This window comes from Thalassospira lucentensis (genome assembly GCF_001613805.1).
Lineage (GTDB): Bacteria > Pseudomonadota > Alphaproteobacteria > Rhodospirillales > Thalassospiraceae > Thalassospira > Thalassospira lucentensis_A.
Map to the genome: position 1 here is coordinate 25,907 of NZ_LPVY01000001.1, position 15,090 is coordinate 40,996.

The 15,090-nt window shown below is 56.2% G+C and carries 12 protein-coding genes; 8 read left to right on the plus strand and 4 right to left on the minus strand.

The genetic code is table 11. From position 1 onward, the window contains the following. Positions 1 to 2: 2 nt before the first annotated feature. The 4 genes from AUP42_RS00125 to AUP42_RS00140 all read right to left on the minus strand — a co-directional run bounded on the left by AUP42_RS00125 (position 3) and on the right by AUP42_RS00140 (position 4,237). A complete protein-coding gene (locus tag AUP42_RS00125) occupies positions 3 to 1,112 on the minus strand; it encodes an ABC transporter ATP-binding protein (protein WP_062947732.1) in 1,110 nt (369 codons plus the stop codon). Positions 1,113 to 1,141: 29 nt separating this feature from the next. Continuing rightward, a complete protein-coding gene (locus AUP42_RS00130; RefSeq protein WP_062947734.1) occupies positions 1,142 to 2,020 on the minus strand; it encodes a carbohydrate ABC transporter permease in 879 nt (292 codons plus the stop codon). Further along, on the minus strand, positions 2,020 to 2,913 hold the full coding sequence (locus AUP42_RS00135) for a carbohydrate ABC transporter permease (protein WP_062947736.1): 894 nt from the start codon (positions 2,911 to 2,913) through the stop codon (positions 2,020 to 2,022). The genes AUP42_RS00130 and AUP42_RS00135 overlap by 1 nt, the downstream gene beginning before the upstream one ends. 64 nt (positions 2,914 to 2,977) lie before the next feature. Beyond that, entirely contained in the window at positions 2,978 to 4,237 is a 1,260-nt protein-coding gene (locus tag AUP42_RS00140; RefSeq protein ID WP_114111400.1) for an ABC transporter substrate-binding protein, read from the minus strand. 296 nt (positions 4,238 to 4,533) lie between these two features. On the opposite strand from AUP42_RS00140, the gene ftsA reads away from it, so the two are divergent. From ftsA to AUP42_RS00180, 8 genes are all read left to right on the plus strand, one after another. Further along, positions 4,534 to 5,784: a cell division protein FtsA gene (gene ftsA / locus AUP42_RS00145; RefSeq protein WP_062947737.1), complete on the plus strand. Its 1,251-nt coding sequence runs from the start codon at positions 4,534 to 4,536 to the stop codon at positions 5,782 to 5,784. A 254-nt stretch (positions 5,785 to 6,038) separates the two neighbouring features. Continuing rightward, positions 6,039 to 7,721, plus strand: coding sequence for a cell division protein FtsZ (gene ftsZ, locus AUP42_RS00150; protein ID WP_062947739.1), 1,683 nt, complete (start codon positions 6,039 to 6,041; stop codon positions 7,719 to 7,721). A gap of 297 nt (positions 7,722 to 8,018) precedes the next feature. Then, the gene (gene lpxC, locus AUP42_RS00155; RefSeq protein ID WP_082824613.1) at positions 8,019 to 8,987 is read left to right on the plus strand and encodes a UDP-3-O-acyl-N-acetylglucosamine deacetylase; all 969 of its coding nucleotides are present in this window, start codon (positions 8,019 to 8,021) and stop codon (positions 8,985 to 8,987) included. Positions 8,988 to 9,211: 224 nt separating this feature from the next. Further along, a complete protein-coding gene (locus AUP42_RS00160; protein WP_062947741.1) occupies positions 9,212 to 10,036 on the plus strand; it encodes an outer membrane protein assembly factor BamD in 825 nt (274 codons plus the stop codon). A 225-nt stretch (positions 10,037 to 10,261) separates the two neighbouring features. Further along, positions 10,262 to 11,932, plus strand: coding sequence for a DNA repair protein RecN (gene recN / locus AUP42_RS00165; RefSeq protein WP_062947743.1), 1,671 nt, complete (start codon positions 10,262 to 10,264; stop codon positions 11,930 to 11,932). A gap of 92 nt (positions 11,933 to 12,024) precedes the next feature. Beyond that, on the plus strand, positions 12,025 to 14,094 hold the full coding sequence (gene ligA / locus AUP42_RS00170; RefSeq protein WP_419865687.1) for an NAD-dependent DNA ligase LigA: 2,070 nt from the start codon (positions 12,025 to 12,027) through the stop codon (positions 14,092 to 14,094). Positions 14,095 to 14,128: 34 nt separating this feature from the next. Then, positions 14,129 to 14,521 carry a hypothetical protein gene (locus AUP42_RS00175; protein WP_062947747.1) on the plus strand — a complete coding sequence of 131 codons (393 nt, stop codon included), beginning with the start codon at positions 14,129 to 14,131 and terminating at the stop codon, positions 14,519 to 14,521. Positions 14,522 to 14,535: 14 nt separating this feature from the next. Then, positions 14,536 to 15,084: a thermonuclease family protein gene (locus AUP42_RS00180; RefSeq protein ID WP_062947749.1), complete on the plus strand. Its 549-nt coding sequence runs from the start codon at positions 14,536 to 14,538 to the stop codon at positions 15,082 to 15,084. The last annotated feature ends 6 nt before the right edge of the window (positions 15,085 to 15,090 follow it).

Consider the following 15,090-nt stretch of genomic DNA (forward strand, 5'->3'; position numbering starts at 1 on the left):
TTCTAGCGCAGTCTTACGCCGCTTTCAGGGTCAAAAAACACAACTTTTTCAAGGTTGAACACCAGTTCGGCATGGTTGTTGGCCTGCCCGTTCCAGTCCTGATGCAGGCGGGTCACCACCTCCTTGCCACCTAGCGACGTGATGGCAAAAATATCCGCCCCGGCCGGTTCAACCACATCAATCCTGCACGACGCACTGACCGCCTGCTGCCCATCGCGCACCAGTGCCCGGTTATCGGCATCGGTAATCGCCTCGGGCCGGATGCCTACAATGACCTCCTGCCCGTCCCGCGCCCGGACATCCGCAGGCAGGTGCTGGAATTCAAGCACAAGCGGCTCTTCGCCCACCCGTGCCATTTCAACCGCATTGCCCCGCACTGTCGCCGGGATCAGGTTCATCGCGGGCGATCCCATGAAATCGGCGACAAACAGGTTGGCCGGATCGTTATAAATCTCCGCCGGGGTGCCATATTGCTGGACAATACCGTCCTTCAGGACCGCGATCCGCGTGCCGAGCGTCATGGCTTCGATCTGGTCATGGGTGACATAGACAATCGTTGTGCCGAATGTCTGATGCATGCGTTTGATTTCGGTGCGCATATCCACGCGCAGCTTGGCATCAAGGTTTGATAGCGGTTCATCAAACAGGAAAAGCTGCGGATTTCGCACAAGTGCGCGGCCCATCGCAACGCGCTGGCGCTGCCCGCCCGAAAGCTGGCCGGGCTTGCGATCCAGAAGATGTTCTATCTGAAGCGTCTTGGCGACCTCGGCGACCTTGGCATCGCGTTCATCCTTTGGCATGCCCCGCATTTCCAGGCCGAATGCGATGTTCTGCCCGACATTCATGTTGGGATAAAGCGCATAGCTTTGAAACACCATCGCGATATTGCGCTCAGACGGCGGCAGATCATCGATGACATTCCCCGCAATACGGATTTCCCCGGTTGTCAGCTTTTCCAGCCCCGCAATGGTATTGAGCAAGGTCGATTTGCCACAGCCCGACGGCCCGACAAGCACCAGAAAACCACCTTCTTCAACATCCAGCGTAATGTCACGCAGCACATTGATCGGGCCAAAACTTTTGCACACCTTGTCGATTTGCAGAAAGGACATGATAACTTCCCTGTAAGTCTTTTTATGAGCTAACCCTTGACCGCACCGGCCATCAATCCGCGCACGAAATAGCGCCCGGAAACGATGTAAACGATCAGTGTCGGAAGGGCGGCAAGAACCGCACCGGCAAAGTGCACATTGTATTCCTTGACCCCGGTCGAGGACGAAACGAGATTGTTCAGCGCAACCGTCATCGGCATTGAATCAAAATCGGCAAATGACGCCCCGAACAGGAAATCATTCCAGATATTGGTAAATTGCCAGATCACGGTCACCACAATGATCGGACCCGAACTCGGCAGAAGAATACGGGTGAAGGTCCGCCAGAACCCGGCCCCGTCCATCTTTGCCGCCTTGATCAGCTCGTCCGGGAATGCCGCGTAATAATTGCGGAAAAACAGCGTGGTAAAGCCAAGCCCGTAAACCACATGCACCAGAACCAACCCGCCGGTCGTGCCCGCCAGACCAATCATGCCCAGCACACGCGCCATCGGGATCAGCACAATCTGAAACGGGATGAAGCAGGCAAACAGCATCAGACCAAAAATGATCTTGTCGCCCGGAAACCGCCATTTGGTCAGGACATACCCATTCAGCGCCCCAAGGGCTGTCGAAATCGCCACGGCGGGCACCACCATCATGATGCTGTTGATGAAATACGGGCTTAATCCGGTCGGCTCGACCCCGATCTGAGCTTTGGACCACGCGGTCAGCCACGGCTCGAAGGTGAACATCTCGGGAAACGACATCATGTTGCCGCCCCGGATTTCATCAAGCGTCTTGACCGAATTGACCAGCATGACAAACAGCGGCAGCAGGTAATAAACCGCAAACAGGATCAGGACCGCATAAAGGGCCGCGCGCAGTAGCTTTCCGGTGCCAAAGGAGGATTGTGTTGAACGCGACATTAGCGGCGCTCCCGAAGTTCGGAATAAAGATAGGGCACAATGATCGAGGCAATCATCGCCAGCATGATCACCGCCGACGATGCGCCAACCCCCATCTGGTTTCGCGTGAAGGTATAGGAATACATAAACGTCGCGGGCAGTTCGGTTGCCCGCCCCGGCCCGCCATTGGTCAGTGCAATGACAAGGTCATAGGCCTTGATCGCCAGATGGGCCAGAACCACAAAGGCCGACAGGAACACCGGGCGCAATTGCGGAATGACGATACGGGTATAAAGGCTCCAGCGGCTCGCACCATCCATCTGGGCGGCTTTGAGGATTTCACTGTCGATCCCGCGCAAACCCGCCAGAAACATCGCCATGACAAAGCCCGACGATTGCCAGACTGCGGCAATCACCACGGTATAGATCGCCATGTCGCGATCCTTGATCCAGTTGAAGGTAAAGCTTTCCCATCCCCAGAGATGCATGGTGTTTTCAAGACCAAGCCCCGGATCAAGAAACCATTTCCATGCCGTGCCGGTGACGATGAAGGACAGTGCCATCGGATACAGATAGATCGGACGCAAAATGCCTTCGCCGCGAATTTTCTGATCCAGCAGGATCGCCAGAAGCAATCCCAGAACCGTACAGATCGCGATATAAAGAATGCCGAAAATCGCAAGGTTTTGCAGGGCAATCAGCCAGTTCCGCTGCCCCCACAGATTGGCATAATTGCCAAGCCCTTCCAGTTCATAGGACGGCAGCATCCGGCTGTCGGTCAGCGACAGATAACCGGTGTAAGCAATAAATCCGTAAACGAATAAAAGGATCAGAAACAGGCTGGGGCTCAGCACCAGACGGGGCAGAACCTCCCGCAGGGTTGCCTGTGCCTTGCCGGGCAAGGATGGTTGCATGGGTGATTCTCCGCACTTTATCCGACGGCCGGAATGTTATCCGGCCGCCGGTTTCATTCCGGTCTTATTGGGCGGACTCAACCGCGTTAACCAGCTCCTCGACAGCGGTTGCACTGTCATATTCGCCGTTAAAATGCGCGGTAATCACGTCATACATCGCGTTTTTGACCCCGGCCGGAACCGAATGGCCATGCGCCATCGACCCGAACAGCGTGCCTTTTTCATTGGCGGCTGCCAGCTCGGCCATGCCTTTTTTGCCACACGCATCAAAATCGTCATTGGGCACATCGGTGCGGGCCGGGACGGAACCCTTAACCACGTTAAATGCCGACTGGAAGCTTGGCGACATCACGGCAGAAGCCAGTTTCAACTGCGCATCCCGGCGATCCTCGCCAACCTGAAACATGACGAACTGGTCGGAGTTGAACGTCACCGCATCCTGGGTCCCGGGGAAACGGAAACACAGGAAATCGGTATCAGGAACTTTGCCCGCATTAAGAAACTCGCCCTTGGCCCAGTCACCCATGAACTGCACACCGGCTTCCTTGTTGATCACCATCGCGGTCGCAAGGTTCCAGTCGCGGCCCGAGAAATTGTCATCGACATAGGTCCGCAGTTTCGCCATCCGGTCAAACACGGTTTTCATCGTATCCGAACCCAGTGCATCCGGATCGGTATCGATCATGGATGCCTGATAGAAATCCGGCCCCCCGGTTGCCATGACAACCGCATCAAAGATGGTGGCATCCTGCCATGCCTGCCCGCCATGCGCGACCGCGGTGTAACCGGCTTCCTTGATTTTATCGAGTGCTGCGATCAGTTCATCCCAGTTGGTCGGTTGCTTCAGGCCAAGCTCATCAAAAATCGCCTTGTTGGCCCAGACCCAGTTGGTTGAATGGACGTTGACCGGGGCTGCGATCCAGTGACCGTCATATTTCGAAAACCCTTTAAGGGCCTCGGGAACAACATCTTCCCAGCCTTCCTCGGCGGCCAGTTCATCAAGATTGGCCAGAACACCTTCGCCCGCCCAGTCCTTGATATCAAAGCCCAGCATCTGCACGGCGGTCGGGGCGTTCCCCGATGTGACACGGGCACGCAGGACGGTCATCGCCTGCTCGCCGCCACCGCCAGCGACGGGCATGTCATTCCATGAAACACCCTGATCTTCGAGGTCCTTTTTAAGAACCTGAAGCGCCTTTGCCTCGCCGCCCGACGTCCACCAATGCAGGACTTCCACACTTTCCTGCGCCGATGCGATGCTGGTCGAAAGCCCGAGTGCCGCGATCATACCGATCCCGGCACGTGTCATTTTGCCAAGAAACATGCTGTTTCCTCCCTGTTGGTTTTTTAATTCGGCAGTTGATTACTGCAACGTTACAGTTGGGAGTCAAGCGGCTCCTGTAACGTTGCAGTACAGCAAAGCCGTCAGCAGGCAGAAAACCTGTGGTTGATCGGCGCATGTTTTTGCATCGCAAAACAGCCCCCGATAGGCTGCCAAAAACAAGAATGCAGAAGACTCCACCCTGCCTTAACCAATTTGCAACAGCTTATGGGCGAAAACCGGCGTAAGGTCCGTCAGGAAAAGACAGATCAATTTATTAAAAAGTTCAGAGCATTCAATTGGCACGCAGCAAAACCAGATCAGGCTTGATCGCGGCCTTGGACATCGGCACGTCCAAGGTCTGTTGCTTTATTGCCCGACGTGAAAAGGGCGAAGCCCCGAAAGTCATCGGCATCGGACATAACATGTCCAAGGGGCTGCAAAGCGGATCAATTGCCAATCTTGATGCTGCACAGGAAGTTGTCCTTGCGGCGGTGAATGCGGCCGAGAAAATGGCAGGCCACACGATTGATTCCGTCATCGTCAATCTGTCGGGCGGCAGCCCTGAATCCGAAACCCACACGGTCGAATTACCGCTGGGCTCACGCCCGATCGGCAATCTTGAAATCCGCAAACTGAACGATCAGAAAGAAGCCGTCCTGCGCCAGGCAGGCGACGAGCTGATCCATACCGTACCGCTGGGCTTCCGGGTGGATGCCGCGACGGGGCTTCGCGATCCGCGTGGCATGTACGGGTCCGTGGTCGGGCTTGATCTGCATTTTGTCCGCACCCAGACCGCCCCGCTTCGCAATCTGGAAACCCTTCTGGGGCGCTGCCATCTCGGGATCGAGGAAACGGTGGTCACCCCGCTGGCATCGGGCCTGTCGGCTTTGACTGCCGATCAACGCGACCTTGGCGCGACTGTCATTGATATGGGGGCTGGCACCACAAGCGTTGCCGTCTTCCACGGTGGTCAGGTGATCTATACCGCGACGGTGCCGGTTGGCGGGGCGCATGTGACACGCGATATCGCCTATGGTTTGAATACATCGCTTAATCATGCCGAACGCATGAAAACACTGCATGGCAGCGCGCTGACATCGCCATCTGATGATCAGGAAATCCTGGCGGTGCCCGTGATCGGCGACGAAGACGAAAACAACGTCAATCATGTACCGCGCTCGATGCTGATCAACATCATCAAGCCTAGGCTCGAAGAAACGTTTGAGTTGATCCGTGATCAGCTTGACGAACATGGCCTGTCGCAGATCGGTGGCCGTTCCATCGTTCTGACGGGCGGCGCCAGCCAGCTTAACGCGATTGCCGATCTGGCAAGCCAGATGTTTGAACGTCCCGCAACCATTGCCACCCCACACGGTGTATCGGGCCTTGCCGAAGCCACTGCGGGGCCGGCATTTTCGGCCTGTGCAGGTTTGTTGTTGCGCGCCCTGCAGCAGCAGAACGACCCGCTGAGCGAAGCCATGAACCAGATCCGCCAGTCGGGCGGGCGCTGGGGCCGGCTTGGCGCGTGGTTCAAGGAAAACTTCTGAAACCGGGATATTTTCGCGGCCGTTATCCGAAACCGGACGGTTCGCGATGCGCCTTTTGCGCGACACGAAAATTATTTAACGCAAAAAACGCGATAATTTTTCGAAATCTTCCATTGTTATTAACACGGCAATAACTCTTTGCCCGCTAAAACGAATGCCAAGGTCTAATGTCCGGGGGACACCTGAGACGTAGCGTGGCAAAGGGAAGGCTGCGCCGATCTTGAGCTCTAAAGCGCGGAGAGGAAGAGCAAACAATGAGCACGATCAATTTTTCCGTTCCTGAAACGGAAGAAAACCTGAAACCGAAGATTACGGTTATTGGCGTCGGTGGCGCCGGTGGCAATGCTGTTAACAACATGATCGCATCCGAACTTGAAGGTTGTGATTTTGTTGTTGCCAACACGGACTCACAGGCCCTGAGCCAGAGCAAAGCCGCACGCAAAATGCAGCTTGGCCGTAAAATCACCCAAGGCCTGGGTGCCGGTGCACGTCCCGATGCGGGCAGTGCAGCCGCAGAAGAATCCATCGAAGACATTCAGGCCCAGCTTGAAGGCAGCCACATGGTGTTCATCACCGCGGGCATGGGCGGCGGTACCGGTACCGGTGCGGCCCCGGTCATTGCGCGTGCTGCCAAGGAAGCAGGCATTCTGACGGTTGGTGTCGTTACCAAACCGTTCCATTTCGAAGGCACGCGCCGCATGCGCACCGCCGAACAGGGGATCGAGCAGCTTCAGCAATATGTTGATACGCTGATCATCATTCCGAACCAGAATCTGTTCCGGGTCGCGAATGAAAAAACCACATTCGCAGATGCCTTCCAGATGGCGGATGACGTTCTGCGCAATGGCGTGCGTTCGATTACCGACCTTATGATGGTTCCGGGCCTTGTGAACCTTGACTTTGCCGACATTCGCACTGTCATGAGCGAAATGGGCAAAGCCATGATGGGTACTGGCGAAGCCACCGGCGAGAAACGTGCCCTTGAGGCTGCCGAGGCTGCCATTGCAAATCCGCTTCTGGAAGATGCTTCGATGAAGGGCGCACGTGCGGTCCTCATCAACATCACCGGCGGTATGGATATGGCCCTTTACGAAGTCGACGAAGCCGCGAACCGTATTCGCGAGGAAGTTGCTTCGGAAGCCAACATCATCTTTGGTTCGACTTTCGATCCGACCATCGAAGGCGCGCTTCGCGTTTCCGTGGTTGCCACGGGCATTGATGCCGAGGAAGTCCGTCGCCCGCAGCCGACCACTGTTTCGGTCGCCCCGGTCAAACCGGTCGAGCAGGCAGCAAAACCGGCAACCCCGTCCTTTGGCCAGCACGGTGCGGCCGCAGCCGTCGCCAGCGCCCCGGAAGCCGCCGTTACCAGCGCACATGACGGTTATCAGGGCGGTGCATCGATTGACGAAATTCCGGCCGAACGTTTTGCCGCAACCGGCAGCGCACAGCAGCCGGAACTGAGCAATCAGCCGGCGTCCGATACCGGTTCAATCGAACTGGGCCAGACTGTTCTGAAGCCGAAGCCGGTTTCGCGTCCGGCACAGCATTTCACCCCGGCCGAAAAGCCGAAAGAAAACGGTGACATGGCCTTTATTCCGCCGCGTCCGGCCCGTCCGAGCGATGCAGAACAAAACCACAGCCCGGATGTGTTCGAAGCAGCAGATGCCCAGAACGCAACCCCGCCGCGCTTTGGCCTGCGGACCCTGTTTGGCAAAAACAAGGGTGGACACGACGATCATGGGGAACAGTCTCACCACGCAGCACCGCGTCAGGCACATCCGCAGCCGCAGGCTCCGGCACCACGTCAGACCGAAATGTCGCTTGGCGAGACCGCAAACCACTCCTTGAAGGCGGATCCAGCTTCCCGCGTCAAGACGTCGAATGCGTCTGACGACCTTCTGGAAATCCCTGCCTTCCTGCGTCGTCAGGCCAACTGACGACATTCTCCGCGCGAAAAAGGGGAAGGCTTTGGCCTTCCCCTTTTTTTAAATGCGGAACCTGCAAGTGAAACCCTCGGAACATTGTAATCCGAAATTGTATTTTTCCGGTTTTTCGAAATTAATTTTATATTTTTCAATATGTTAAGTCGCTTACAAAGCGTAACAAAGAGTGATTTGTCCTCTTGTCACAGTATCTGTAGGGTCGGACACTAAGAAATGGGGTTAACACCCCGATGCGCCAGACATAGCGCATTTGATGAATAACTCACTGACCTGACTCTTCTGGGGGTTCCCGTGAATAAGATTACAGACCTCAGCGCGGCTTTTACGTCTTCGGACATATCCGATCAGGATATCGTACGCCAGCGCACCCTTAAAGCATCGATCGGCTGTGCCGGTGTCGGGCTGCATTCAGGTCATAAAATCCGCATTACCCTGCACCCTGCACCTGAAAATCACGGTATCGTATTCCGCCGCGTGGATCTGGATGGCCAGCCACTGTTTCCGGCACGTTACGATGGCGTGATCGACACGCAGCTTTGCACCTGCCTTGGCGACCGCGATGCCGGGATCAAGATCGGCACGATTGAACATCTGATGGCGGCCCTTGCCGGTAGCCGCATCGATAACGTTCTGATCGATATCGATGCCGACGAAGTGCCGGTCATGGATGGCAGTTCCGCACCGTTCAACTTCCTGATCGATTGTGTCGGGATCGAGGAACAGGACGCACCGCGTCAGGTGATCGAGGTCCTGAAACCGGTGGAAGTCGAATATAAGGGCTGCACCGCACGGATCGAACCGGGTCATGGCTTTGAAGTTGATTTCGAAATCGACTTCGCCAGCAAGGCAATCAACAACCAGCGCATGTCGGTGAAATTCGATGATGGCGTGTTTGTTGCCAATATTGCACGCGCCCGTACTTTTGGCTTCCTTCACGAAGTCGAAGCCATGCGGTCGATGGGCCTGGCACGCGGCGGTTCGCTTGACAATGCGGTCGTGCTTTCGGGTGACGAAGTCATGAACGAGGAAGGTCTTCGTTATGATGACGAGTTCGTCCGCCACAAGATTCTTGATGCCCTTGGCGATCTTTACACCGCCGGCAAGCAATTGCAGGGCAAGGTCACGGCGTACAAGTCCGGCCACCATGTCAACAACCTGCTTTTGAAGGCGCTGTTTGCCGATGCAAGCGCATGGCGTGTTGCACCGATGCGCAAATCTGCCCTTCATGCGGTTGAAACGCCCGTTCTTGCAACGGCTTGAGCCGATCCTTTGAACAGGTCTTATCTATAAAGGCGGTCCTTCGGGGCCGCTTTTTTTATTGTGTTTCACAACCACAGTTTGCACGGTGCCAATTGCAATTTCGTCAGGGCACCAGAAAAGTACCGGCAAAGGGCACACAACTACTTGCCCTATGCCCATACCGGCATGATATAGTCCGGCGAATTTCCACCTGAATGCGTCACAAAGCTTAAGGAAACGTCACAGTGCTTCGTAAGGCTTCCGCCAAGAATGTTATTGCTGCTTGTGGTCTGGCCCTGCTTCTTGCGGCCTGCTCCAGCGACGACAAACCGGAATATGTCGAACGCCCGGTTTCCGAGCTTTACAACGGCGCACAGGACCTTCTGGATGCCAAGGAATACCAGAAAGCCGCCGAGGCATTTGACGAAGTCGAACGTCAGCACCCCTATTCGGTCTGGGCAACCAAGGCGACCCTGATGTCGGCCTATGCCTATTACCAGGACAACAAATATGACGATGCGATCACCGCGATCGATCGCTTCATATCGCTGCACCCGGCCAACCCGGATGTGCCCTACGCCTATTACCTCAAGGCACTGTCCTATTACGAACAGATTTCCGACGTTGGCCGCGATCAGCAGATGACCCAGCATGCGATGGATTCGCTTGATGACGTGATCCGCCGTTTCCCCGACAGCCAGTATGCACGCGATGCGAAACTGAAAAAGGACCTGACGGTTGACCACCTTGCCGGCAAGGAAATGAGTGTTGGCCGCTATTATCAGGATCGCGGCGAATATCTGGCGGCAATCAACCGGTTCAAATCGGTTCTCGATAAATACCAGACCACCACCCACGTGCCCGAGGCACTGGCCCGCCTGACCGAAAGCTATCTGGCACTTGGTCTTGATGGCGAAGCCAAACGTACCGCCTCGGTACTGGGCCACAACTTCCCCGGCAGCCCGTGGTATGAGGATTCTTACGATCTTCTGGTGGGTGATGGCCTGAACACGCGCGAAAGCGAAAGCTGGTGGCATTCGACCACTACCGCACTTGGTGACTGGTTCTGATTCTCGTCGCGTCGAACTGTTTTTCGCACGAGAACACACCAAGAACACCGATTTCTTGTCAGTTGTTTTTCAACATTTTTCGCTCTTTCCTGCGGAACATAGGGATGTGGTGAATTTTGCGCTCTGCCAAAGCTTGCAAGGCGCGCTGCGATTGGGCACTCTGCTTGTCGCGACGTCGCCTGACGGGCACCATCGCACCTGTTTTAACAATGTCAGTATCCCGCAATGCTTCGACGGCTTAGCATCCGAAATGTTGTTCTGATCGACAAGCTGGACCTTGATTTCCGCGACGGGCTTAGTGTGCTTACCGGGGAAACCGGTGCGGGGAAATCGATCCTTCTTGATTCATTGGGTCTGGCATTGGGCGCGCGCGCCGATAGCGGCCTTGTCCGCCATGGCACGGATAAATGCAGCGTCACCGCAACCTTCACCCTGCCCGCCGGTCATCCGGTTTACGGGCTTCTGGCCGAACAGGATATCGAGGTTGAAGACGACGAACTCGTGGTGCGTCGTGTTGTCACCTCGGACGGGCGGTCACGCGCCTATGTCAATGATCAGTCGGTTTCGGTCGGGCTTTTGCGCGATGTCGGCAATTACTGCGTCGAAATTCAGGGCCAGTTTGACCAGCACGGTTTGCTGGACCCGACAACCCATCGTGCGACCCTTGATGCCCACGGAAATCTCGGTAGTCTTGCCCTTGCGGTTCGGGATCAATGGCGTGCATGGCGCGATACGCAAAAGGAACTGACCGCGGCCACCAACCGGATCAACAAGGCGCGCGAAGAAGAAGAATGGCTGCGCCATGCGGTTGACGAGCTTGAAAAGCTTGGCCCCGAGGAAGGCGAGGAGGAACGCCTTGCCGAAGAACGCCAGTTCCTGATGCATGGGGAAAAGCTTGTCGCGGCCCTTAACGATGCCGAAAGCGAACTTTCGCGGGGCAAAGGTGCTGAAAGTGCGCTTCGCAGTGCGCAGCGCCATCTTGAACGCGAATTGCAAAAGGCCGAAGGCCGGTTCGAACCGATTATCGAGGCACTGGACCGGGCCGCGATCGAGCTTGAAGAAGCATCGCGTGCGATATCGGTTACCCTTGCCGATCTGAATGTCGACACCGGACAGCAGGAAAATGTCGAGGAACGGCTTTTTGCGCTGCGCGCGGCGGCCCGAAAATACAATGTGCCGGTCGATGGGCTGAATGGCCTGATGAAGGAATACCGCAGCCAGATCGATCAGCTTGAATTCGGTGAAAAGGAACTGTCGCGCCTGACGGCTGCGGTTGCCGAACACCGCGCGGCCTTTATTGATGCCGCGCAAAAGCTTCATGGTGCGCGCAAAGGCACCGCCGAAACGCTTGATACCGCGATCAATGCCGAACTGCCGCCGCTTCGTATGGAAAAGGCGCGCTTTGTCACCGACATTGCCGAACTGGAAGAAAACGAATGGGGCATCGACGGGATCGACCGCATTCAGTTCATGGTCGCCACCAACCCCGGCAGTCCGGCCGGACCGTTAAACAAGATCGCATCCGGGGGCGAGCTTTCCCGCTTCCTGCTGGCACTCAAGGTGGTTCTGGCACGCGTTTCCGCGGTGCCGAGCCTTGTGTTTGACGAAGTCGACAGCGGTGTTGGCGGGGCGACGGCGGCCGCCATTGGCGAACGCCTGCATTTGCTGGCCGAGGAACGCCAGATCCTTGTCATCACGCACAGCCCGCAGGTCGCCGCGCGTGGACGCACCCATTTCAATATTGCCAAAAGCGAAAATGACGGCAGCATGGTGACCCGTGTGAACGAGCTGGTCGATGGTGCCCGGCGCGAGGAAATCGCGCGGATGCTGGCCGGTCATTCGATCACCGCCGAAGCCCGTGCTGCGGCCGACAGCCTGTTAGACCAACCCCGCTAGAACGTTTGCACGGGTTCATCCCCCTGCCCGTTCCAGCCCCTTAAATACGGATAAAAAGAAATATGAGCGCCGAACAAGGGTCAACCTCGTCCATTGTCCCCGATATGCCCGAAACCCGGACCGAGGCAGGCCTGCAGCATGCCGAAATTTCCGACCGTATTCGCGGCTTTAACGAGGCGTATTATATCAATGACGAACCGCTGGTTCCCGATGCGGAATATGATGCACTGTTCAATCGCCTGATCGAACTTGAGGCGCGCTATCCGACGCTCAAAAAAAACAGTCCGACGCAAGAAGTTGGTGCCGCCCCGGCCGATGGTTTTGCCAAAATCAAGCATGCCCGCCCGATGCTATCGCTTGCCAACGCATTTTCGCGCGAGGACATTGTTGATTTCCTGGCCCGTATTCGCCGGTTCCTGAACCTGACAGCACATAGTCCGGTCGAAATCGTTGGTGAACCCAAGATCGATGGTCTGTCACTGTCGCTGCGTTATGAAAACCGTGAACTGGTCAGTGCGGCAACGCGTGGCGACGGGACAGAGGGCGAAGACGTCACCGCCAATGTCGCCCATATTACCGATATCCCCAAAACCCTGCCCGAAGATGCGCCGGCCGATGTCGTTGAAATCCGTGGCGAGGTTTATATGGCGCGTTCGGCCTTCCAGAAGCTGAATGAAACGCAGGCACAAACCGGTGGCAAAACATTTGCCAATCCGCGTAATGCCGCCGCCGGGTCACTTCGCCAGCTTGACCCGACCATCAGCGCCAAACGTCCGCTTCGTTTCTTTGCCTATAGCTTTGGGGAACTTTCTGAAAGCCTTGCCCAGACGCATTGGGATTTCATCAGCAAGATCAAAGGCTGGGGCTTTGTGACCAACCCCCACACAACGCTTTTGCACAATACTGACGAGATCATGGCCTTCTACGAGGAACTCGGCAATCAGCGCGCCGAACTTGATTACGATATTGACGGCATTGTCTATAAGGTCAACGATTTCGAATTGCAGTTGCGGCTTGGCTTTGTCAGCCGGTCACCGCGCTGGGCGATTGCCCATAAATTCCCGGCGGAACAGGCCCGCACCCGTGTCAAGGCGATTGATATCCAGGTTGGGCGTACCGGCGCACTGACCCCGGTTGCGCGACTTGAACCCGTGACGGTGGGCGGTGTTGTGGTGTCCAACGCGACCCTTCATAACCGCGATGAAATCGAACGGCTGGGTGTACAGGTCAATGACCTTGTTGTTATCCAGCGTGCTGGTGATGTCATCCCGCAGGTGGTCGAGGTTATTGTCGATGAACGCCCCGATGATGCCGTGCCCTATCACTTCCCGGAAACCTGCCCTAAATGCGGCAGCCACGCCATCCGCGAAGAAGGCGAAGCCGTCACGCGATGCAGCGGCGGGCTGATCTGCCCTGCGCAGGCGGTCGAACGTCTTAAGCATTTTGTATCGCGTAATGCGTTCGACATCGAAGGCATGGGTGGCAAACATATCGAGGCGTTCTTTGACCTTGGCTGGGTCCGGTCACCGGCCGATATTTTCCGGATCGAGGAAAAGCACGGTGATGCCCTTCGCAAGCTTGAAGGCTGGGGCGATAAATCGGCCGAAAAACTGTTTGCCAGCATCAATGAACGGCGCACGGTGCCGCTGGACCGGTTTATCTACGCACTTGGCATCCGCCAGATAGGACAGGCTACCGCAAAGCTTCTGGCCCGGCATTACGGATCGATCACGGAATGGCGCACGGCAATGAATGATGCCGGAACGCCCGATAGTGATGCGTTGCGCGACCTGATCAATATCGACCAGATCGGCCCCAGTGTGGCCCATGACCTGATTGAATTCATGGCCGAAGAACATAACCGAGATGTTCTTGATGACCTTCAGGCCGTTCTGACCATCGAAAATGTCGAAGCCCCGCAGGTTACAGACAGCCCCGTTAGCGGCAAAACGGTTGTCTTTACCGGCAAGCTGGAACTGTTTTCGCGCAACGAGGCCAAGGTCAAGGCCGAAAGCCTTGGCGCCAAAGTTGCCGGTTCCGTTTCGGCGAAAACAGATTTTCTGGTTGCAGGACCGGGTGCGGGATCCAAATTAAAGAAAGCAGAAGAATTAGGTGTTACTGTTTTGGATGAACAAGGATGGCTTGATCTGATCGCCGATTGATCAGCGCGGGCAAAGCGGAAGGAAAACGTATCCTATGGAAGACCTTGGCAGCTTTTTTCGCCGCTATGCCGATGCACATCTTAAATTCGAAGCAGACGCCCTTGATGCGTTCTATCACTTCCCGTGCCTGATCAATGACCTGATGGGGGTGCACGCCATCGGCTCGGTCGAGGATCTGCATAAATACAATCAGTCATTTTTTGATGAATTGAAAAATGCCGATCTGGCGATGGCGAAATCGATGCTGATAGAACAGCATTCCGCCCTGCCCGGCGGATCGCGCGCCATTGTGTCCTTCCGGTTCGGCAACTCGGAAAACAACCTGATCTTTGATTGCGATTATGCCTTTGCCCTGCTCAAACAGGACGAGACATGGAAGATCGTTTTCGCCCAGCTTGACGAAATCCGATATAGCGACCTTTACTGATTTCAGGGGCCCATATGACTGCCGCACCTTTCGTCCGTGCAGCCTGTCTGAGCGTTGCGATTTGGGCAACGTTACATGCCCCTGTCCATGCCAACCCCGATTTTGACGAACTGGTCGGCAAGGCGCGCGCCGTTGATGGCGACACGCTGGAGTTTGGTTTCAAACGCGTTGATCTTTGGGGGGCGGACGCGCTTGAGCGGTTTCAGCGATGCATCGTGAATGGCCAAACCACCGCTTGTGGCGCGGATGCCTGGCAGGTCATCACCAATCTGATCGCCGCCGGGCCGATCACGTGTAAGGTGCAGGGCAAGAACCGCTATCACCGCAATATGGCGATCTGTCGCAATACCAATGGTCAGGATATCGGTCAGGGCCTGATTACGCGAGGCATGGCCGTGGCACGGACCGATGAAATGCCGTCTTATGGTGCGGTTGAAAACAGTGCGCGGCAAAGCCGTGCCGGGGCATGGGCCGGGCAGTTTATCGACCCATTGCTGTGGCGGCGCGGGGAACGGTTACCGGAACATCAAACCGAAGTCCGCCGCTGGCAACGCGACGAATAAGGGCCG